Source organism: Streptomyces sp. NPDC022910 (assembly GCF_055561075.1).
In genome coordinates, this window is the sequence record NZ_JBVHHL010000092.1 from 1 (window position 1) to 20,484 (window position 20,484).

Annotated in this window: 17 protein-coding genes and 2 pseudogenes; 8 read left to right on the forward strand and 11 right to left on the reverse strand. The window is 68.5% G+C overall.

From position 1 onward, the window contains the following. Window positions 1-299: 299 nt before the first annotated feature. Entirely contained in the window at window positions 300-1,307 is a 1,008-nt protein-coding gene (locus ACZ3TS_RS40095) for a glycosyltransferase family 2 protein (protein ID WP_467627432.1), read from the reverse strand. A gap of 233 nt (window positions 1,308-1,540) precedes the next feature. On the opposite strand from ACZ3TS_RS40095, the pseudogene ACZ3TS_RS40100 reads away from it, so the two are divergent. Next, window positions 1,541-1,779, forward strand: a pseudogene (locus ACZ3TS_RS40100) (IS6 family transposase); the annotation flags it as partial. Between the two features lie 10 nt (window positions 1,780-1,789). Further along, a pseudogene (locus ACZ3TS_RS40105) lies at window positions 1,790-1,891 on the forward strand (IS5 family transposase); the annotation flags it as partial. On the opposite strand, the gene ACZ3TS_RS40110 reads toward ACZ3TS_RS40105, so the two are convergent. Continuing rightward, the gene (locus ACZ3TS_RS40110; RefSeq protein WP_467627435.1) at window positions 1,846-2,553 is read right to left on the reverse strand and encodes a major capsid protein; all 708 of its coding nucleotides are present in this window, start codon (window positions 2,551-2,553) and stop codon (window positions 1,846-1,848) included. The pseudogene ACZ3TS_RS40105 and the gene ACZ3TS_RS40110 overlap by 46 nt on opposite strands. Window positions 2,554-3,055: 502 nt before the next feature. On the opposite strand from ACZ3TS_RS40110, the gene ACZ3TS_RS40115 reads away from it, so the two are divergent. Next, window positions 3,056-5,461 (forward strand): N-acetylmuramoyl-L-alanine amidase, encoded by a 2,406-nt coding sequence (locus ACZ3TS_RS40115; protein WP_467627437.1) that lies wholly within the window; start codon window positions 3,056-3,058, stop codon window positions 5,459-5,461. Between the two features lie 103 nt (window positions 5,462-5,564). Here ACZ3TS_RS40115 and ACZ3TS_RS40120 read toward each other — a convergent pair whose 3' ends face one another. The 3 genes from ACZ3TS_RS40120 to ACZ3TS_RS40130 all read right to left on the reverse strand — a co-directional run bounded on the left by ACZ3TS_RS40120 (window position 5,565) and on the right by ACZ3TS_RS40130 (window position 6,714). After that, the gene (locus tag ACZ3TS_RS40120; RefSeq protein ID WP_467627439.1) at window positions 5,565-5,921 is read right to left on the reverse strand and encodes a hypothetical protein; all 357 of its coding nucleotides are present in this window, start codon (window positions 5,919-5,921) and stop codon (window positions 5,565-5,567) included. A 32-nt stretch (window positions 5,922-5,953) separates the two neighbouring features. After that, window positions 5,954-6,220 (reverse strand): hypothetical protein, encoded by a 267-nt coding sequence (locus tag ACZ3TS_RS40125; protein WP_467627442.1) that lies wholly within the window; start codon window positions 6,218-6,220, stop codon window positions 5,954-5,956. Between the two features lie 89 nt (window positions 6,221-6,309). Then, the gene (locus ACZ3TS_RS40130) at window positions 6,310-6,714 is read right to left on the reverse strand and encodes a hypothetical protein (protein WP_467627444.1); all 405 of its coding nucleotides are present in this window, start codon (window positions 6,712-6,714) and stop codon (window positions 6,310-6,312) included. A gap of 5 nt (window positions 6,715-6,719) precedes the next feature. Here ACZ3TS_RS40130 and ACZ3TS_RS40135 point away from each other — a divergent pair, with 5 nt between their 5' ends. Beyond that, the gene (locus tag ACZ3TS_RS40135) at window positions 6,720-7,298 is read left to right on the forward strand and encodes a hypothetical protein (protein ID WP_467627447.1); all 579 of its coding nucleotides are present in this window, start codon (window positions 6,720-6,722) and stop codon (window positions 7,296-7,298) included. On the opposite strand, the gene ACZ3TS_RS40140 is transcribed toward ACZ3TS_RS40135, so the two are convergent. Further along, the gene (locus ACZ3TS_RS40140) at window positions 7,295-10,408 is read right to left on the reverse strand and encodes an FG-GAP-like repeat-containing protein (protein WP_467627449.1); all 3,114 of its coding nucleotides are present in this window, start codon (window positions 10,406-10,408) and stop codon (window positions 7,295-7,297) included. The two genes, ACZ3TS_RS40135 and ACZ3TS_RS40140, sit on opposite strands and share 4 nt — an antisense overlap. A 534-nt stretch (window positions 10,409-10,942) precedes the next feature. Between ACZ3TS_RS40140 and ACZ3TS_RS40145 the strand changes: the two genes are divergently transcribed. Next, window positions 10,943-13,576: a beta propeller repeat protein gene (locus tag ACZ3TS_RS40145; RefSeq protein ID WP_467627452.1), complete on the forward strand. Its 2,634-nt coding sequence runs from the start codon at window positions 10,943-10,945 to the stop codon at window positions 13,574-13,576. An 11-nt stretch (window positions 13,577-13,587) separates the two neighbouring features. Here ACZ3TS_RS40145 and ACZ3TS_RS40150 read toward each other — a convergent pair whose 3' ends face one another. Continuing rightward, window positions 13,588-13,944, reverse strand: a complete 357-nt coding sequence (locus ACZ3TS_RS40150) for an acetyl-CoA synthetase (RefSeq protein WP_467627454.1) — start codon at window positions 13,942-13,944, stop codon at window positions 13,588-13,590. Further along, window positions 13,941-14,231 (reverse strand): ParB N-terminal domain-containing protein, encoded by a 291-nt coding sequence (locus ACZ3TS_RS40155; RefSeq protein ID WP_467627456.1) that lies wholly within the window; start codon window positions 14,229-14,231, stop codon window positions 13,941-13,943. Before ACZ3TS_RS40155 ends, ACZ3TS_RS40150 begins: the two co-directional genes overlap by 4 nt. A gap of 239 nt (window positions 14,232-14,470) precedes the next feature. On the opposite strand from ACZ3TS_RS40155, the gene ACZ3TS_RS40160 reads away from it, so the two are divergent. Then, window positions 14,471-15,691 carry an IS110 family RNA-guided transposase gene (locus ACZ3TS_RS40160; protein ID WP_467627459.1) on the forward strand — a complete coding sequence of 407 codons (1,221 nt, stop codon included), beginning with the start codon at window positions 14,471-14,473 and terminating at the stop codon, window positions 15,689-15,691. Window positions 15,692-15,708: 17 nt separating this feature from the next. Here ACZ3TS_RS40160 and ACZ3TS_RS40165 read toward each other — a convergent pair whose 3' ends face one another. Continuing rightward, window positions 15,709-15,960, reverse strand: a complete 252-nt coding sequence (locus ACZ3TS_RS40165; RefSeq protein WP_467627461.1) for a hypothetical protein — start codon at window positions 15,958-15,960, stop codon at window positions 15,709-15,711. A 139-nt stretch (window positions 15,961-16,099) separates the two neighbouring features. Here ACZ3TS_RS40165 and ACZ3TS_RS40170 point away from each other — a divergent pair, with 139 nt between their 5' ends. After that, on the forward strand, window positions 16,100-16,789 hold the full coding sequence (locus ACZ3TS_RS40170) for a hypothetical protein (protein ID WP_467627464.1): 690 nt from the start codon (window positions 16,100-16,102) through the stop codon (window positions 16,787-16,789). Further along, complete coding sequence (locus tag ACZ3TS_RS40175) at window positions 16,786-17,298, forward strand: glycine-rich domain-containing protein (protein ID WP_467627466.1); 513 nt, start codon at window positions 16,786-16,788, stop codon at window positions 17,296-17,298. The genes ACZ3TS_RS40170 and ACZ3TS_RS40175 overlap by 4 nt, the downstream gene beginning before the upstream one ends. 367 nt (window positions 17,299-17,665) lie before the next feature. On the opposite strand, the gene ACZ3TS_RS40180 is transcribed toward ACZ3TS_RS40175, so the two are convergent. Both ACZ3TS_RS40180 and ACZ3TS_RS40185 read right to left on the reverse strand, forming a co-directional pair. Next, window positions 17,666-18,937 (reverse strand): MFS transporter, encoded by a 1,272-nt coding sequence (locus tag ACZ3TS_RS40180; RefSeq protein ID WP_467627469.1) that lies wholly within the window; start codon window positions 18,935-18,937, stop codon window positions 17,666-17,668. 543 nt (window positions 18,938-19,480) lie between these two features. Next, window positions 19,481-20,281, reverse strand: a complete 801-nt coding sequence (locus tag ACZ3TS_RS40185; protein WP_467627471.1) for a maleylpyruvate isomerase N-terminal domain-containing protein — start codon at window positions 20,279-20,281, stop codon at window positions 19,481-19,483. Window positions 20,282-20,484: the final 203 nt, after the last annotated feature.

Sequence of the window (20,484 nt, forward strand, 5' to 3'; positions counted from 1 at the left end):
TCAGTTCTACCGGGGCTCCGCTTCTCACGTCCGGCGTCCTCCCAGATCAGACCCCACTTGCAACTACACCCAGACCCATAACTTCATGGCCTTGGGCCAAAGGCTCTCGCGTACCCAGAAACCTCTGGAGTTCCTCAACTCACCTTCACGGATGAGCACCTGTGTGGGAACTCGAAGCACCGTCTCTGAGCAGGGGGAGAGTCGTTGTCGACTGTCGTCATCCGTCGTCGTTGGGCCATGCTGGGACGGCCCAGAGACGGCCCAGCGCTCACACGTCGACGGCTTCTGACCAGCCTGGGCTAGCCTCCGCGGACGGTGGCGTCCCGGGAGACGAAGCTGCGCGCGAACTGAGGGAGCCTGGCGGCCTCAAAAGCGCTGTACCTCCCGCTCGCGACGAGTTGGAACTTGACACCCTCGCGGCCGTCAGGGCGCTCATAGCCGTCGGGGAGGAACCGGCGGTAGTGCTCGCTGGCGCGGTCGAAGAACCCCGGACGCTCGGTGCGCGAGAGGCATCCCTCGAGATTGAGAAGGAAGAGGTAGTGACGAATCATACGAGTGAAGAGGAACGGTGCCACAACGTCCAGGGCCCTACGCTCCTCGAGCAAGCCGAAGCTCTCTTCGTAGCGGGCGAAGACGTCGAAATGGGTGCCGCCCGGCGCGCCTGCGGGGTGTTGAGTGTGCCGACGGCGGATCTGGACGCAGTTCCATTTCAGGACGCCGATCCGGTCAGCGGCGAGCATGGCGCGGTGGACGACCGCGACCTCCTCGTAGAAGCCGTCGGGGAATGCGAGTCCCTGCCGGGTCCACAAGTCGCGGCGGAACAGACGGTCCCAGGAGTAGGCGGGAGCACCGAAAAACTCGGGCTGGTCGATCGGGGCGAAGGGCTCACGTCCCTGCCGGGCAAGCAGCCCGGCGGCGGCACCGGGCCAGGAGCGGCGGCGATGCAGGCGAGTATGCCCGAAGAGAAGAAGGTCCGGCTCGTTTGCAGCTTGTAGCTGGTCGGCAATGGCCTGAAGGGTTGCATCCCCGATGATGTGATCGCTGTCCAGGAACAGCAGGTAATCACCGGCTGCGTGCTCGGCCCCTGCGTTGCGTATCCGGCTAATGCCGACGACGCCCTTCAGGTGTACGGCCGAGACCCGCCCGTCGCGCCGGGCATAGTCATCCACCAAGTCCGCAGGGCACTCAGCAGACTGGTCGAGGACCGCGATGACCTCAACATCCCGGAAGGACTGGTTTAGGATCGAATTCAGGCAGTTTTCAAGGTGTCCCTGAAGGTCGTGAGCGGCGACTATGACGCTGATCATCGGGGATGCAAGCATGGTGATCGAACGTAGGTGGGCAGCCCGCGGCATGACAAGCCCCATCGGGCGCCCAACTCGCAGCAACATCTAAAGTTCTGCACATGCTCACACCCCCTTCGCACATCAGGCCGTGATCACGTCCCTATCGGCTGATCACCACGGCGTTTACGCCCGTGATCGGTTCGAGGGCATTGTCACGTTGGTTGAGCCGGTGGGATGACTTTGGGGTTGATCGGCTGGAAAGGTCGTCCGGTTGGGTCGCCCGCGTCGCACAGGGCCACCCGTACCCGGTCGAGGTCATCTCTCGCTGCGTATGGCGGTATCACCGGTTCCCGCTGTCGTTCCGCGGGGTCGAGGAGCGGATATTCCAACACGCGGCGCCGTCGTCTCCTACGAGACGGCGCGGCGGCGGTGTGTGAAGTCCGGGCGGGCCTACGCCAGCGCGCTGCGCCGTCGGCAGTCCCGGCCCGGGGATATTGGCGATCAACCGGCTGAAGCGGCACCGGGCGGTCGCCACGCGATACGACAAACTTGCTGTCCGCTACGAGGCGACCGTGCTGGTCGCCGCCATCAACGAATGGCTGTAACCGGCACGTGACGACGTCTCAAGTCCACACTGCCTTGACCACGGCGTGGCCTGCTGAAGCCGCCCGCCCGTAGAACCCCTGGTAGGAGGTCCAGCCCAGCTCGTCGGCGATGGCGTCGGCCGTCGGGTCGAACCACAGCTTCGGCGCGGTCGGCATGTTCGCCGCAGGGACGCCGAAGTCGACGTCGAGGGTGAGCCCGTTCTCCGCCGCCAGGGAGAACTTGCCGTCGGTGAGGACGTCGCCGGCGGCCAGCTCCAGACGGAGTTGGTGGCCTCGACGTGCCGCTCCACGTCGTCGTACAGCAGCTGCTCCAGGCGGGACGCGTCCTGGCCACGGGCGGCCTCCTGCAGGAGCAGTTCGACCTCGCCGACCATGAGCTTCTGGCCAAGGGCGGGCAGCATGCCCTGCGTGGACGTCTGCCACGCCTGCCGGTCCGAGAACGGCACGCTGGCGTCGAAAGCGCGGTACTTCGCGGCGTTGACGTAGCGGCCGGTGTTCTTGATCCGCCACATGACGTCCTGGATGGACACCTTGGCGAACACGGTCTGGGTGAGCAGGAAGTCTGCGGGGGTGGGGATGTAGCGGGCGAACGTGGTCAGGTCCGCCGTGTTGACGTCCTTGATGAGGTCCTGAACGGTCAGTCTGCGCGGCCTGCGCGTCACGCTGCTGCTGCACGAACGACGTCAGGTCGTCGGTCTTGGTGAAGCCGAGCTGCTCGACCAGGCGGGTCGGTGGGGTCAGCGCCCAGGATCGGGTAGATGGGGCGGCCGTCACGCCGGTAGCCGACGGGCGTACGGGGGTGGGGAAGCAGCCTGACCATGCGGATCCAGTCCTCCAGCAGCAGCGCCCCCGCGCCGACGATCAGCGTAGCCATAGCGCCCGCCCGACCCGCCTGGTCGAGGAGCACGGCGCCAATGTCTCTTACCAGATGGTTGGCGTGCGTCTGTCCCCCACCCGGGTTCGGGATGTGTGACGCTTACACATTCTTGGGCGCTGTTATTCAAGGGCACTCCTGTGACAGCCGTGCCCGGCCAGAACAGTGATGACAACCACGGGGCTATAGGGCGGGGCATGAGAACTGAACACAGGGTTCGGCGCGGTCGTCGAGCCGGACTGAAAACGCGTACGTGGGTGGCGCTGGGGGCGGTGATAGCCGGGGGCGGCGTGGCTGTGGCGACCGTCGCAATGGCCGGGTCGGGAGGCCGTGCCGGAGCGTCGGCCGCGTCGGGACCAATCAAGACGCATGTCCACTCGCTGTCCCTGACCGGGGCCGACGCGTCGCTCAAGACGCTGGGGGCCCGGTCCACGGCTCCGTTCAGCATGGTGGGCGTCACTTGGAACGGCGCGCACGCCAAGCTGCGCGGCACGGTGGAGGTGCGGACCCGTTCCGCCGTCGGCGGCCACTGGACCCAGTGGCTGAAGATGCAGCAGCCGGACGACATCCCCGACGCCGCCGAGTTGAACCGTCCCGGTGTGCGCGGCGGGATGTCCCCGATGTGGTCGGGGCCGTCGAACGGAATCCAGGTCCGCGCGACCGGCGCCGGCAAGACGACCGCGCTGCCCGCCGGGCTGCGGGTGGACCTGGTCGACCCGGGCAAGCCCGCCACCGGCGGGACGCAAGCCTCCGGCATGGGCCTGGCGGGCTACGCCATGGACGCGACGGCCACCGACTCGGCTTCCCCGGCGGCCACCGACACCGCCACACCGACGGACAGCGCCGCCCCGACCGACACCGCGACGGCCACCGCAGGTACCGGCGCTTCGGACACCCCGACCGCGACGGAGTCCGCCTCACCCACGGCCACCCCGACGGCCACCGGGTCCGCCTCCGCCGCGCCGTCCACCAGTGCCTCCGGCTCCGCGCCCACCTCCGCCTCGCCGAGCGCGTCCCCGACGTCCTGGCCCAGCCAGCTTCCGTCGCTGTCCCAGGCGTACCCGTCCTGCCCGACCTCCTCGGCCAGCCCCTCCGCGTCGGCGTCGCAGACCCCGCCGGACCCGATGCCGGCCACCACCACCTCGACGGTGGCCCCGCCCACCGTGGTCACCCGGGCCGGCTGGGGCGCGGACGAGTGCGCGCGGGAATCGGGTTACCCGTTGTACGGCTCGGCGGTGAAGGTGATGTACGTCCACCACACGGACACCACCAACAACTACTCGTGCGCGGACTCCCCGGCGATCGTGCGCGGCATCTACGCCGAGCACCTCAACCAGGGCTGGCGCGACCTCGGTTACAACTTCCTCGTCGACAAGTGCGGCACCATCTTCGAGGGCCGCTTCGGCGGGATGGCGCTGCCGATCGTGGGCGCCCAGACCTACGGGTTCAACACCAACAGCATGGGCGTGGCCGCCATCGGCACGTACACCGACCTCAGCGGCGGCGACTCCACGGCCAGCACCTTCGCCGGAGCCAAGCCCAGCACGGCGATGCTGGCCTCCATCGCCCGCATCGCGGCCTGGAAGTTCGGCATGACCGGCGTGAACCCGGGCACCGGTACCGCGTCGCTGCCCGAGGGCGCCTCCGACAGTTACGGCTTCGCCCTCGGCAAGAGCTACAGCTTCAACGTGATTTCCGGGCACCGCAACGGCTTCGCCACCGACTGCCCCGGCAACCAGCTCTACAACGCCCTCAGCACGATCCGCTCCTACGCGGCCGGCCCGGTCGGCGCGCTCTCCATCACCGGGCTGTCCGGCGGGGCGACCAAGTCCGGGACGAGCTACTACACCAAGGGCGCGGCCACAGTGAGCTGGACGACGGCCACGCCGTCCACGGTGATCTCCGGCTTCGACGTCCTGGTCGACGGCAAGGCCGTGGCGCACACCTCCGGCTCCGCCCGCTCCGCCTCGATCTCCGTCGCTGCCGGCAGCCACACCGTCCAGGTGCGCGCCACCCACATCCGCAAGTCGACCACTCTGTCGGGCTCGGTCACCCTGGTCGGTGACACCACCGCGCCCACCTTCCCGACCGCTCCCGGCGTGCAGCTGCGCACCGGCACGGTGAGCTCCACCGCGGTCCCGGTCACGGTGACCTGGAAGGCCGCCGACAACGCGGCCCTCGCCAAGGTCATGGCGCCCGCGCCGTCCTCGGCCACCTTCGGCCCGACGGTGACCTCCTGGTCCACCAGCGCCAAGCCCGGCACCTCGGACCTGTTCGCCCTGAAGGCGTACGACGTGGCCGGCAACACCGGTGGCGCCTCCGTCTACCGGACGCCGAACATCATCCAGGAGACCTCCACCACCCGGACCGGCACCTGGACCCACAAGAGCAGCTCCAGCTACCTGGGCGGCTACTCCTACAGCTCATCGTCCGCCAAGGCCTCGATCAGCTGGACCTTCACCGGACGCTCGGTGGCCTGGATCGTCTCGCGGGCCTCCACCTCCGGTCAGGCCTACGTCTACGTCGACGGCACCAAGGTCACCACGGTGGACCTGAAGTCCTCCACCACCCTCTACCGCCAGGCGATCTGGACCAAGACCTGGTCCAGCTCCGCCAAACACACCCTGAAGATCGTCGTGGTCGGCACCTCGGGCCGCCCGACCATCACCACCGACGGCATCGCAACCATCGGCTGACCGGTCGGCCGCATCTCACGAAGGAGCCCCCTGTCCGCGGAAAGGCCGCGGGCAGGGGGCTCCTTCCCTGTCCAGCAGATGTTCCGTCTGGCAGGCACAGTCATCATTCGGCCTCCGGAAGGACCGGGACGGATGGAACTCCGGAGTCTGCCTCAGGCAAGCCGAGGTACGCACGGACCACGTCATTGTCGCCGGTCGCATCCGCGAGTCTGGCGGCCTGGTCGAACGCCCGCTTCTGGATGCGTTCGATCTCCTCGGCGACGTCCTCGATCGGGTACCAGGCTTCCTGCAGCATCCGCACCGCGGTCTCCAGGGAGAACACGCCCGCCGCGTAGCCGGAGGTGACGTCGGCCAGGACGGTGGTGCGGTCGGTGGGCGTGTGCGCGCACCACACCAGGCGTGCGGGCAGCGACTCGCCGGCGGGCCACTCCTGCCCGGCATGGTGCAGGCGCTGCACCATGCGCAGCAGCAGCTGGTACTTGTGGCTGCGGGCTAGCCGCGGCCCCGGGTGCCGAGCCGCCGCGGGCCCCCGTGGGCGTGCTGGCGGTGTGACGCCGCGCCGGTCAGGAGGGCCAGCCCCAGGCAGAAGATGAGGGCCAGGGCGAGCCCAGCGCTGAACACCTCGAGGATGTTCATGGTGGCGATGTCGTGGCCGAGCACTGAGACCGTGTACTCGGGGCCGCCGGAGAGGTTGTCGGCGATGGCGAGGGCCGTGAAGGCACCGGCGCCCGCAAGGAGGAGCAGGCCGATGAACAACATGGGAGTCATCTCCTCAGGGAGTCCCGTCTCCTGTGCGGGTACCCGCTGCCACGGATCCATCGCTGCTGGAGCTGTCTTGCGCGCGAGCATCAGCGAGGGTCGGACCCACTGGCGCCGACCGCCCTGGTCGACCCGGGCGGAGGCAGCTCGGTGGGCGGCTGAGGCTGCGCCGGGTACGGGCTGGTAGGCGGCTGGCCCTGTGTGCCGGGCTGGCGGGGCTGGATGAGCGGCACCCTCTGCGCGGGGTCGGCTTCGGGCAGGCCCAGGTACCCGCGCACTGCCCCGTTGTCGCCGGTCGCATCCGCGAGCCGGGCGGCCTGGTCGAAGGCCCGCTTCTGGATGCGTTCGATCTCCTCGGCGATGTCCTCGATCGGGTATCCGGCTTCCTGCAGCATCCGCACTGCGGTCTCCAGGGAGAACACGCCTGCTTCGTAGCACTGCACGACGTCGTTGAGGACGGTGGTGCGGTCGGTGGGCGTGTGGGCGCCCCACACCAGGCGTGCGGACAGCGATTCGCCGGCGGGCCACTCCTGCCGCCGACGTGGTGGACGAGGCCCTGCTCGTACAGCTGGGCGACGGGTTCGGCCCGCAGGCGCTTTCCGACCTTGGCGGTGACTTCGAGGACGCGGGGCATGAGCTGGCCGTAGGTGGTGCCTTCGCGGCGCAGCTGCTCCCACGCCTGGGAGAGGACCTGCCTGGCCATGTCGCCGCCGTAGTTCGACTCGACGACGATCGCGTCTGCTTTGAGGGCGAGGGCGAGGAGGCAGGCGGTGCGGCCCCAGTCGTTGGCGCCCATGCTCCCCGAGCGGTCTTCGAGCACGTAACGGTGGCCGTCGAAGCCGCGGGCGGCTCCGATGATGCCGGTCTCGTCGCCGACCGCGGACTCTCCGCCGGCGGGGTCGACGGCGACGATGATGCGGGCCATGTCGAGGCCGCCGAACTCGACGGTGAGCCGGTGGTCGGTGATCCAGGCCCGCTGCCACACGCCGCCCTCGGGCGGTCGCGGCTTTTGCTGGTAGAGCGCGGCCCACACGCGTTCGCCGACGCGGCGGCGGGTGGTGGCGTGGTGCTTGTCTAGAAAAGACCCTTGTAGCCCTGCCAGCCCGTCGCGATCTTCACCCGGGAGGCGAACGTCCCCTTGCCGGTCCCGGTCTGGCGGTACAGGTTGCCCGCCGTGTCCCGCATGACCAGGTCGCCCTTGCCGTCCCCGGTGATGTCCGCGACGCCGACGACCGCGTTGTACGTGGATCCCCACCCGGTGGCGATCCTCACCCGCGCAGCGAAGGTGCCGTTGCCCTTCCCGAAGTACCGGTACAGGTTGTTCGCCGTGTCCTGCGCGACCAGGTCGCCGATGCCGTCGCCGTTGAGATCTCCGACGCCCACGACCTTTTTGTACGTCTTCCAGTTGTCGTAGAGCTTCACGCGAGCTGCGAGCGTGCCGCCAGCGGTCCCCTTGTACAGGTACACCGCGCCGGTCGAGGCGTTGCGGGCGATCAGATCCGGGCGGCCGTCCTTCGTGAGGTCTCCGGGCGAGGTAAGGACGTCGTACTGGTTCCAGCCGCTGGTGGCGAGGGTGGTGTACGACGTCGCCGGCTTGAGCGGGGCGCCGCAGACCGGCTTGTACAGGCGCAGGGCGCCGGTGCTCAGCCGGACCAGGACGTCGTTGCAGCGGTCGCCGCTGAGGTCGCCGAACGGCACAGCCCTGACCGAGGTCGACCAGCCGCTCGCCGAAACGCTCCCGGAGAACTTCCCGGCCCCGTCCCCCTGGTGGAAGGTGAGCCACCCCGAGGAGTTCATCGTCAGGAGGTCGCCGACACCGTCGGGCAGCGCCGAGCCGCCGACGTGGTCCCGCCACACCGCTGTGCCACCCGTCAGCCGGACCGTGCCGGACTGGACCAACGCCGCTCCCTGCCCGTCCGCCGGCTGAGCCGTCAGCGTCCAGGTGTACGAGCCGTTGGGAAGCAGTCCGCCTGTCGTGTCCCGGCCGTCCCACGTCGTCGCGATCGAGTACTCGGCCGGTCCGCCACTGCGCGTGGCCACCACGCGGCCTGTGGCCTTGTGGCGTATCTCCACCTTCCAGGAAGCCGTCGGCTCGGAGAGCCACCATTCACCGCGCCAGGAGACCGGGGTCACGTCCGTCTCCACCCGCGCGGTGACATTCCGGTAGGGAGAGACCAGGGCCGCCTCGGGCCGCCCGGTGTGCAAGACGTGGACGGCCTGGTCCAGCGTGGAGTACGCGACGTCACCGTTACGAGGGTCGAGCGCCACAAGCCCCGCGGCGCCGGTTGCCCACCGCTGGACGGCCGTCCCGGTCTGCAGGCCGTAGACACCCAGCCCCTGCCCGCCCCGGACGGCGACGACACCGTCGCCGAGGTAGGCCTGCCCGGTGGAGGGAAGCGGAATGTTCTTCCTGGACTGGAGGTCGTAGACGCCCGCGGCGAACGGAGCGGTGCTGAAGTTGCACTTCCAGTACAGCCACCGGCCGACGGCCTGCAGATCGACCATGGAGGAGCACCCGGTGTTCACCGTGAAGGACGTCAGCGAGGCCCCGGTGCGCGCATCCTTGGCCGTCACCGTGCCGCCCGGGGCCGAGGACCACAGAGTGGTCCCCCAGATCGCACCCCCCTGGAACGGCTCCGTGTGCACGACCTTGCCGGAGTCGATGTCCACGACCCGGAGTTCCCGGCTGCCGCCCGCAGGTGTCCCGTCGACCAGCACCAGGTTCTCGGATGCCCCCACGATCCTCATCTGGTCCGGGGAATCGTCGAAAGAATCCTGGAGGCCCGTTTCGATCGGCGTACCGGGAAACGTCTCGCCCTTGCCCACGACGAACAGCTTGGGCTGCCAGCCGCCGTCCATGCTCACTGCCCCGCGGTACACGGTCCGGCCGTCCCCGGTGGGATACAGCTCGGGGCACAGCCCGTTGCCGACGCTGCACTTGTTGTACGGGGCCGGCAGGCTGCCGATCCGCACGCGCTCGCCGTATCCGGGCGCGGTTTCGGTGAGCAGGCGGTCGTACGCAGAGGTGGCCCCGTCGCCGTACTCCAGGGTCATGACGGTGCCGTGATCCAGCGTCAGCCGCTGGAGCTGCATCGGGACCGGCAGGATGCGGAGTACACGAGCCGCGTACGGTACGCCGTCCGCCCCGGCGGTGATGTCCTGGTAGCCGTAGTCCTCTGCGGACTGACCGCCGACGAGTTGAACGCCGCCGTCCGGCCGGACGGCAACACGGTCCGCCACCGCACGGGCGAGAAGCGTCCGCTCGCCGGAACCGTCGAAGGGGACGGCCACGACCTTCCAGATGGACGCCTGGTACTCCTTCTGACCGAGCGAAGCGTCATAGCGGGCCACGATCAGCGAGTTGCCGACGACGCCGAGAACCTTCGCGTCCTTGAGGCTGACCTGAACCTCGCGCACGGGGGTGTCGAACCGGCCCTGCTCATAGATCCGCACGCCATCGGCCTGGGGGGTGACCAGATGAAGGGCGGTCACCGCGGAGTTCCCATACACCGTGCCGTACGGCAGAAACGTGGCTTCCGCGGTGCGGAGATCGATCCAGGCGTACTGTCCGACGTCCTCTCCGGGGACCTTCAGAAGTGAGAGGAACCCATGGACGCCGGCCCGCCCGTTAATGAGGACGTAGGCACCCTCCGGAAGGCCTGTCACGCGGCGGTCCACCGTGGTCCCGTTCTCATTGCTCAGCAGATGAAACTCGGTCCACTTCCCGTCGGCACCAGCTCCGCCCTGGGTCACCACGGTGGTCCCGATCGCCCTGCTGTACTTCTGACCTGCGGGGACAGTGACGGTCGTGGTCTCGTCGGTGACCATGTTCCGCAGCAGTATCTCGCCCGTGCCACCGCTCGGCGGCAGCGCCACGACGTCCGATGCCGCTCCGTAGTACTCCACGGGGTCGTACGGCTGCGTGCCCTCGAGCTTTCGGGTCGAGCCGTCCGCGCCCGTCCACTCCAGTCCGGAGGGACCGCTCGTGGTGGTGGCGGAGTGCAGAAACCCGGAAGGCCCGACGCTCACCACAGAGCCGGAGCCCGGTGTGACGCGCATGGTGGCGGGAATCGCGGTCTCACTGAACGTCCCTGCACCGGCCGACGCGACCCAGGACGCAGGACCGACAGCCAGCGACAGCGACACGACCGCCGTGACGGCACTGCGGAGGAGGACACGTCTGGCCACTTGATTCCACCCCTGACGCGGAAGGACCTGGAACAGGCAGGGGAATCGGCTCGGTCCTCAGCACTCACAGCAAGCAAGCCGGTCCATCCCGGCGTCCCCCGCACCCCCCACACCCGAGTGATCGGATCCTAACAACAGGCTCACAGGCCACGGAAGAGAATCTCGAACCCGTTCAATTGGGCTGTGGCCAACCGACGGTGTTCGAGTTGACCGGCGTGGCTGACCATTCGGTCACGGGTGCCACCTGCGGGATGCGCATGAAAGAACGGGCCGCTCGGTAGAGACGTGGTTGAAGACGACCGATCTCGCCAAGGTCGGCACCAGCAGTCCTACGGTGACCGCAAGATGATCGCGGCGGCCTCTCGCAACCGAGCCGGGCCTGCTGTAGGCCACGCCATTGAGCGGCGGACGCCGTTCGCAAGGTAGGCCACAAAACTTAGGCCAAAAATCCGCTCCCGAACATCACTTGGGGTAATAGCCGTGATCAAGTCTACCCCGACAACTGAAACAACACCTGTTCGGGGAGGAAACACGGTGCCATCATCCACCAGCAAGAGACGATGGTTCACGATCTGTGCCATCACGGCTTCCGCCGCGCTCGTCGCCATACCCGCGGACGCGTTGTCCGGCGGTAAGGCGAACCCCTTCGGTACCCGGGCGACGGACCAACTCGCACAACAGCGCACCGACTCCGCCGGCGACCTCGTCCCCTCGGCGGCGGGCGAGGACGACGGCAACGAGTCCGATGAGATAGCCGAGGGCGCGGACCAGTACTCCGAGGCGCGTACCGCCCCCGGAGTGGTCTCCCCCGGTGCCTACGGGGCGGCCTGGGGCAGCCTGGGCAACCTGCCCAACACCGGCAGCAACTGGCAGAACATCACCAATCTGCCGTACAACTCGGACGATTCCCGCTACCGCGACTACGACTCCAACTCCAGCGGCGGATCCGGCCTGGTCACCGGCAGGATGGCGGCGATGGCCGCCGACAACGACGGTTATGTGTACGCAGGCAGCGCGGGCGGCGGCGTCTGGCGCTCCAGCACCGGCGGCGGCCACTGGCAGCCCATCAGCGACAAACTGCCGACCCAGACCTCCGGCGCCCTGGCGCTGGACAAGGCAGGGCGGCTGTGGCTCGGCACCGGCGAGGCGACCACCAACGCGGACGCCTATCTCGGCAGCGGCGTCTATGTGCTGACCGACCCTCACAAGGGCACGTTCTCGGAGCGCAGCCGGGTCGGCGGCGATGAGCTGGAGAGCACCACCATCCACGAACTGCGGTTCGGCGCCGGCAAGGTGTGGGCAGCCACCAGCGAGGGCGTGTGGAGCCACTCCACGACCGACCTGTCGGGGTCCTGGAAGCTGGAGTTCGCGCCCAACCCGGACTACCTTCCGGGTCACTCCCTGGCGAACGACCCCAACGCCCCGTACAAGAACATCACCAATGACATCGCCGTCGATCCCAAGGACCCCTCCAAGGTCATGCTGGCGGTCGGCTGGCGCAGCGGTGACACGTACAACGGCTTCTACGCCCAGAAGAACGGCACCTGGCAGAAGGTCACGACCGGCCTCGGCTCCCTGCCGTCGGACCCGGACAACGTCGGCCAGGTCACCTTCGCCGGCTCCGCCGACGGGTCGCGCTATTACGCGATCGACCAGTCGCCGGAACAGCTGAATACCAACCCGGACAGCTCACTCGAGGGCATCTACGTCTCCAAGTCCGGCTCGCCGTTCGGCCCCTGGTCGAAGATCGCCGACTACAAGCAGCTCGCCAACTCCAACTCGGCGCTGACCGATCCCGGATACATGCCGGGTGTGCAAGCCTGGTACAACCAGTTCCTCACCGTGGACCCGGCGAACGCCAAGCACGTGTACGCGGGTCTGGAGGAGGTCTACGAGACCAAGGACGGCGGCGCCCAGTGGTCCACCGTCGGACCGTACTGGAACTTCAACTTCGCCTGCTGGAGCATCGATCCCAGCAAGCAGACCGGTGACTGCAACCCGACCACGCACTCCGACCAGCACGGTGTCGCGATCGGCAGCTACCACGGCAAGTCGTATGTGTACGTCGGCAATGACGGCGGCGCCTACAAGCGTCTGGTGAACGGCTCCCAGGACAGCGACGGCCACGCCACCGACTGGACCTCGCTCAACGATGGCACCATCGACACTCTGCAGTACTACTCGGTGGGCGTCGGCAAGGACCTCGACTACGGCGGCGTTTCGGTCACCGGCGGACTGCAGGACAACGGCCAGTCGGTGCTGCGCGGCAACGACAAGGTGATGGGCTCCAACTTCGGCGGTGACGGCACCGACACGATCACCGATCCGGCCAACGGCTGCAACATCGCCCAGGCGTATGTCTACCTGCAGATCCAGGTCACCCAGAACTGCGCCGTCAACGACGGTTCCTGGATCGACGATATAAGCCGGATCACCTCGTACTCAGTCGCCCCGCCGGACAACCAGACCGGTGAGGCCCGCTTCGTCGCCCCGATGGCGGCGGACATGAAGGACAGCTCGACCTGGATCGCGGGCGGCCGGCATGTGTGGGTCCAGACCCACGGCTACGCCATCCGCAGCGGCGACGAGTGGACCGACGCGTTCGACCTCGGCGCTGGCCACGCCGCTACCGCGGTCGCGTCCTCGGGCGGCAAGGTGTACGCCGCGTGGTGCGGCCCCTGCAACAACCAGGGCTTCACCCGTGGCATCGCGGTCGGCAACGCGGACGGCACCGGCTGGCACCAGATCAGTCTGCCGGTGGACGGTACGGTGCCCAACCGCTATCTGAGCGGCCTCGCCGTCGACCCGAACAACTCCGACCACGTGTACGTCACCGTCAGCGGCTTCTCCCGGCAGTGGACCGAGGGCCCGGGCGCTGGCATCGGCCACGTCTTCGAGTCCAAGGACGGCGGCAGCACCTGGAACGATGTCTCCGCCAACTTCCCGGACGTGCCGGCGGACTCCGCCGTCGTCCTGCCGGACGGCGGCTTGGCGGTCGGGACCGACCTGGGCGTCGTATACCGCGGTCCGAGCACCACCAAGTGGGAGCGGGTCGGCTCGCTGCCGGCGGTGGCCGTTGACCAGCTCAAGACTGGCCCGGACGGCAAGTTGTACGCGGCCACCCACGGGCGCGGCATCTACACGACGCCGGTCAGCGAACTGAAGTGACCAGGCCGTGATCACCGCTCCTTCGGACGGGGCACCACGCTCAGCCGGAGGGTGAACGCGACGGGCGCCGGACCTGCCAGGTCCGGCGCCCGTGCCGGTGCCGTTTCCGTTGCCGTCACGGTGATGTCGGCGCTCCCGGCACGGACGCCGGCGCAGCGGATGGCGGCATGAGCCGTTCCGTCCGCGTCGACCCGCCAGCCGAACGGCAGTGCCAGCACCGGCGCCGAGGAGCCGACAGCCGTCCAGCGCTCGCCCGCGCGGGCCCGTAGGACGAGGGACACGACAGTTCCGGGCCGGACACACAGCCGCTCCTCGCGCTGGGCGGCACCGCCCACCGTCAGATCCGTACGACCCGCCGCAACACTCACTGCTGGACCTCCTCACCACTTGTGATGAACGCCGTTCCAGAGCTTTCCGCCAGGCGGTACATGCATAGTAGAGCGGCCCTCTGACCAAGGGTTCCGTTGGCGTTGAGGACGACCGGCTTGACGACTCCGTGGCGGGTGATGGACGCCTTCAGCCGTTCGAAGGCCTTCTCGGACAGGTGCCGCGGGTTGTAGTCGGCCGGGCGCAGGTCCTTGAGCGGGTACGCCTCGTAGAAAGTGGTGGCGGGGCCGCTGCTGTTGGGGGCGCTGATACCCGGGGCGCTGCTCATTAGAGGACCATCCCTTCTGCAGCCCTCACGGGTAGGGTTGTGACCTCTCGGTCCTGGTGGGTGCACGGCCAGTGCTGCGAGCCGTTCGACGGCCTGTATGAGTTCCGCCGGCCCCGCCGGGCCGAGGCCGTCTGATCGGCTTCAGGGACACGCCCCGCAGAGGGCCGATTAATGAGCTCCCGGCAGACGACCTCACCACCGAGCAGGTGCTCCCGGATCGGCAGTGGAGTACGACGCACGTGTTCATCGGATGGGACTGGGCGACCGAAACGCATGACGTGACGGTCATGGACGCCTCGGGCAAGCGTGTCGACCGGTGGGAACTGGCCCACACCGAGGAGGAGTTCGCCAAGACCCTGGCAAGGCTGCGCAAGCACGGCGACCCGGCCGACCTGCCGGTCGCCATCGAGACCACCCGGGGCCTGGCCGTCGACCGGCTCCTGGCCGCCGGCGACCCGGTCGTGCCGGTGCACCCCAACGCCTTCCACGCCATGCGAGCGCGCTGGGTCGCCTCCAAGGCCAAGACCGACGCCGGCGACAGCATGAAACTCGCCGACTACCTGCGCACCGACGGCCACCTGCTGCCCCGCCTGGAGCCCACCGAGCAGGCCACCCTCGACCTGCAGGCCCTCACCCGGCAGCGGGCCGACCACATCGAGGCCCGCATCGCCGCCGTCAACCAGCTCGCCGCCCTGCTGGACGAGCACTGGCCCGGCGGCAAGACGGTCTTCGCCGACCTGGACAGCGACATCGCACTCGCGTTCCTGGAGCGTCATCCCACCCCGGCCTCCGCCGCCAAGCTCACCGCCGGACGGCTTCAAGCCTGGTGCAAGCGCCGCGGCTACTCCGGCAAGAAGCCCGGCAGCGTCCTCATCGAACGCCTGCGCGCCGCCCCGAAGGCTGCCTCCCGCCTCAGCGACGCTGTCGTCGAGCAGCTGGTACGTGTCCAGGTCCAGCTCGTGCAGGGCATACGCGCCACCATCCGCACCCTGGACAAGGCCATCGCCGACGCGACCGAAACCCACCCCTACGCACCGCTGTTCGCCACCATGCCGCGCATCGGCAAGGTCAGCCTCGGCCAGGTCATCGGCGAGATCGGCCCGATCCTGGAACGCGCCCAGACCTGCGAACAGCTCATCGCCGAAGCCGGTGTCGTCCCCGTCACCCGCGCCTCGGGCAAGTCCCGCACGGTCTCCTTCCGCTTCGCGACCAACCGCAGGGCCCGCGTCGCGCTGACCACCTTCGCCGACAACAGCCGCCACGGCAGCGACTGGGCCGCCAAGATCTACAACGACGCCCGGGCCCGCAAGAAGCGACACCCCCACGCCATCCGCATCCTGGCCCGCGCCTGGCTGCGGGTGATGTGGGCCTGCTGGCGCGACGGCGTCTGCTACGACCCCGCCATCCACCAAGCCAACAGCAAGATCAACACGCCCGCCGACGAGCCTCTGGCGGCATAGAGGTTGACTCAGGGAACTCATGCGTCGTCGTCCTCGTCGTCCTCGTCGTCCTCGTCCTCGTCGTCGTCGTGCTCGTCGGCGTCGTCGTCGCCGGCGGGCTCGGCCTGGTCGGTGCCGGGGGCGTCCTCACTGCCGCCGGGCACCTCGGCGGTGTCGGTGTGGGCCTCCTGCAGCAGGTGCCAGCCGAACCCGAGGTCGGTGCGGGACTCGGTGAGGTACCGCTCGTAGATGGCGTTGAGGGTTTCCACCTCGGCCGCGGTGATCTGCACGCGGGTGGTGGACCACTGCAGGTAGCCCCCGAGCCGAAGTCACCCAACGGCCGCGAGGGCGTGCTCCGCATCGTGTCCATCGAGAACACGTCGGTGAACGGTCCGGAGCGTGTCCGCCTGACCTGTGTGGGGGCGTGACGTGCCGAAGGTGCAGAAGACCCCGGACTTCCTTCAGCGGCTCGCCGTCGTCGAGGAGCAGCCGGCCGACCTGCGTCGCACGGGGTGGGAGCGGGACGAGCTGCCGCTCTTCCCGACCTCGCTGCGCGGCCTCGTCTACGAGGACGGCACCAGCTTCACGACGCTGTGGGAGACGATCCTCAGCCCGCGCTCGGCCACGCTCGCGCTCGGCCTGGTGCTGAACGGCGACCAGGCCGGCAGTCCGCTGGTGAACACGGGCGGCGAATGGCAACTCCTGCTCGACACCACCGTCGTTGCGAACGGCAGCGTGCCCGCCACTGATGCTCGTCACTGGCCTCGCCCACTCCTCCGGTCTCACGACCGACGAGCGCGGCCTGTGGGCGCAGTTGGGGACGAACCGGTGACCCGGCCAGGGCCGCCGCGCACCAGCGCGCTGAACGCCGAGCAATACGCCGGGCGCGCCTGCTGCTGGTGCAGCAAGCCCCTGTGGCACGGCGCCGTCAGCGCGGGCATCTCCCGCGGCCGGGACGGCGCACACGTCCTCGACACCGAGGTCTACGTCTGCCCGGACTGCGCCGGAGCCCCGCACACCCAGACCCCCGCCCGCCCCGAACCCCGTGAGCAATGGGCGCGGACGGGTCCAAGCGCCTCCCACCGGAGGCACTCACCCACAACAGGAGGAATCACGTGACCATCGCACTGGAACGTCCCGTGAGCACCACCGACCCGCTCACCCTGATCGACCCCGAGGTCACCGACCAGCTCGCCCGCCGCATCACCACCGACCACCCGGACATCGACGAGACCACCGCGCGCCGCATCGTCGGCCAGGCGGCCGCGTTCATCGCCGCCTCCGGACAGCAGCCCGGCCAGTCCCTCGCCCCCAGCAAGCTGGTGGACTACGGCTGGCACGCGTTCAACCAGCACACCGTCGACTACGCCCAGTTCTGTTTAGAACTACACGGGGCCCCGCCGACTCAAGCGACGGGGGCCCCGGCCCGTGGGCTCAGCCTCCCCGCTGAGATCCCACAGGATCGTGCGAGCGCGCGTCTGGTGCGTGTGGGGAGCCGCGCCAGCCCTCGCATCCAGCACTGTATGCGCATTACACCGGGGTTCCGCTACCCCACCTCGGTGAAGATCAACGGGGCATGTGGCATCAATGTGGCATTGGATCACGAAAGTGGCCCCCCGTTCGAATAGAACGAGGGGCCCTTGGCCCTCTGACCTGCTGCGCAAGCTGTGCCCCCGGCAGGATTCGAACCTGCGACACCCGCTTTAGGAGATCATTCGAGCGATCCACTGGGCAGCGGTGAGGCTTGCTCGCCTCTTTTCAATGGTGTGCGGTCGGGCCTCCTAGTACGGCAACGTGCACCGGTGTTGCCGTCAGAGACTGCCGTCACTCCACTGCTTCGGCGGAGTGCACCGCCGTCGGCGAGCAGTCCGGGCACCGGCCCCTCCATCACTTCGACTCCGCGGGCCCCGAGACAGCTCCGTCGCCGCTGGGAGCGACATGTCAACGAGCAACGCCCCCGCCATCGGGCAGGGGCGTTGCTCGAGATGGTCTGTTTCAGGATGCCTTTTGGTCGGCGGGCTTCTCGATCTCGGTGGTCACCCGTGCCCCTCGGAAGAGCACCGGGAGCCACAGGAGACATGCCAGCAGGGGGACCGCGGTGTAGGTGGCCATGCCCACACTGGAGCCCAACCCGTCCATGAGCGCGCCAAGGACGAGATAGCCGGTGCCGATGAGCGCCGACTCCACGAATGCGATCATCGACAGCAGGCTCGCCCGGTGGCGCGACGGCACGGCCTCGTTGAACACGTTGTCCACGATCACGGCGGTGATCTCGGGAATTCCGACCAGGACCAGGAACGCGGCGATGGTGACCCAGACAAGGCCGAGGCCGCTCAGGCCGAGCGCCACGGCGAGCGTCAGGAGAGACACCGGGACGATGACCCGATACCCGATGCGCCGGTCCGCGCGGTCCGACAGCAATGGAGTGAGCCCGCCGGCGAAGAATCCCGCCGATATGACCGCGCTGACCAATGCGGTGCCCGCTCCCTGATCGGAGAGGGTCTTCTGCGTAAAAATGATGTACGGCGTCAAAGTCGCATGCATCAATCCGGACACCACGACAAGCGTCACGAGCGCCGGCGTGGCGACCCGAAGCATCGCCCGCCATGCTGTGGCGTCGCCGTGCTCCTCCTCGGCTCCGTCCTGCTCGTCCACCGCGTCCGCGCCGCGGATCTCGGGCACCCGTGACATCAGCACCACCACGGCCAGGACGAGGCACGCCGCCGAACCGACGTAGACGATTCCCCAGGAAATCTGCTGCAGTTGGCCGCCGAGGACGATGGCGGCTCCCGAGGTGACCGTCCCGAGCACGGTGAACCGGGAATTGATTTTGACGTAGCTGGCCGTTGCACCACGACGCACGAGCAGGTCGTACAGCAGGGCGGTGTCCGAACCGGATACACATGCCATGCCCACGCCCTGCCCGATGAACAGCGTCAGGAACACCCAGTAGTTGGAGAACGCCACCTGACCGAGCAGACATCCAGCTATCAGCACCTGGCCGATCACGATGCTGGCACGCCTGCCGATTCGGTCAGCGATGACTCCCGTCGGCAACTCCGCAAGTCCGCTGACCAGGTAGAGCAGTGTCTGAAGTAGGGCCACTTGCCCGGCGGAGAAGCCTCGCTGCTGAAGGAAGAGGACGAATACGCCGCGCTGGAACAGCGTGTTGGCGAACACGGCGTATACGTAGAACGGGCGCGTGAGGCTTCGTGCTGCATCGTCGACTGCAGCTGACCCGCCAAGGGCCTCCGTGGTGCCGGTCATGCTGCGGGCTCCCCCTGGTGACTCCGGTGATCCTTAGTGTTGGGCCTCCGCCGCCGACCGGAACCTCCAGTCCATACTTCGCGCAGGATATTGGGCCGACCCTCCGGGAAACGTTGCCAGCGCCGGCCGGAGTCGGTGCGATCACTGACGACCGGCTGCGGTCGCGGTGGTTGCTGTACTTCGCTGCTGTACAGCCGGGGTCCGGTGGGGACTACTCAGGACGCCGATCGCGCGCCACGCTCGTACGGCCACCCCGCGAGCCGCCTCTTACTCCCACCGGTTCGGCATACGCCTCGGGCACCCCGGGGCACCTGTTGTCGGGACGGCTCGACTCTACGAGGCTTTGTGACTGATGAGCCTCATCTTTATCAGGTCGATCACGGGGGTCTGCCAACATCGACCAACGGCCCCTGCGCCCCGGTCGATCGTCCACCGAGGTCCGGCGCTGACCGCTGCTGTTCGTGCTTGTTGGTGTCAGCCGGTGGTGTCAGCCGCCGCATGCGGTCTTGACAAGGGTTACTTCGCCGCTCTACAGCACCCGTCCTACTCCTCCGGCTCCCACGCGCGGAGCAGGTCGAGCAAACCTGCGTCTCCGTCGATCTGCAGGGAGTCCGCCGGGATACGGTCGTACACGAAGAGGACCAGTTCACTGGCCGTGCCGCGGACGGAGACGCCAGCCGCGTCCGGGTCCTCGTCGTCAGCGGCGACAGGCGTCGTGCCGGGCGCGGGGATACGGGTGGAGCGTGCGCCGTCGCCGTCGACCGTGAGGCGCCAGGAGTGGCCCTCGGTGGCGTGGAAGTCGAAGGCAGTGGGCTTGTGCGGCCAGGCACTCGTCGTTGCGACGCAGGTGGACAGGAACTCCTCAACACCGTCGAGTGCCACCTCATCCGGCAGCGGCTGCGGGGTACCCACAGTGACCTGGGCGTCGTAGGTGTGCACCGCGATCTGCTGGAGCTGGTGCCGGGCGACGGCGCCACAGGTCTGCGGCGACTGCGACGCACCCCACCACGTCCAGCAACCGCGATCCGGGCCGGCCTCCCGCAGTGCGTCCAGCAGCTCCTGCGTCGACGCGGCCAACCAGGTCGGCACGGCCTCGCGCTCCCGAGGCGTAGCCGGGGCGCCCTCTGGTACGGACTTGGCCGGAGCGGCAGGCCCTGCGGCTACGGTGGCGGCCCAGGAGCGGCGCCCCTCGCCGAGGTGCTGCACCAGATCGAACAGTGTCCACTCCGGGCAGGTCGGCACCTGCACATCGAGGCTGGGCGCGGAGGCGACCGCGGCGCGGAAGGCGGTCGACCGTTCGTCGATCAGTCGCAGCAGAACGGGGAACGCAAGTGTCGTTGTCACATGGACTCTCTATCACCGCGTTCCGACAATCGGACAGCGATTTTCACAGCCGACGCGTCGAGTGCGCGGCACGGGCCGGGCGCCCTCGGATGACGCCGTTTCCTCATCCTGAAACGATCAGGTGCGACACGAGGTCGCTCCAAGTAAGTAAGGACAGCCAGGTGAAGGAGGTATCGGTCGGCTGAACTTCGGGCCAGTGTCCA

Coding starts and splice junctions, on each gene's coding strand:
- ACZ3TS_RS40095 (WP_467627432.1), bottom strand. CDS start 1,307: ATGATCAGCGTCATAGTCGCCGCTCACGACCTTCAGGGACACCTTGAA.
- ACZ3TS_RS40155 (WP_467627456.1), bottom strand. CDS start 14,231: ATGAGCAGCGCCCCGGGTATCAGCGCCCCCAACAGCAGCGGCCCCGCC.
- ACZ3TS_RS40120 (WP_467627439.1), bottom strand. CDS start 5,921: ATGGTGCAGCGCCTGCACCATGCCGGGCAGGAGTGGCCCGCCGGCGAG.
- ACZ3TS_RS40180 (WP_467627469.1), bottom strand. CDS start 18,937: ATGACCGGCACCACGGAGGCCCTTGGCGGGTCAGCTGCAGTCGACGAT.
- ACZ3TS_RS40125 (WP_467627442.1), bottom strand. CDS start 6,220: ATGTTGTTCATCGGCCTGCTCCTCCTTGCGGGCGCCGGTGCCTTCACG.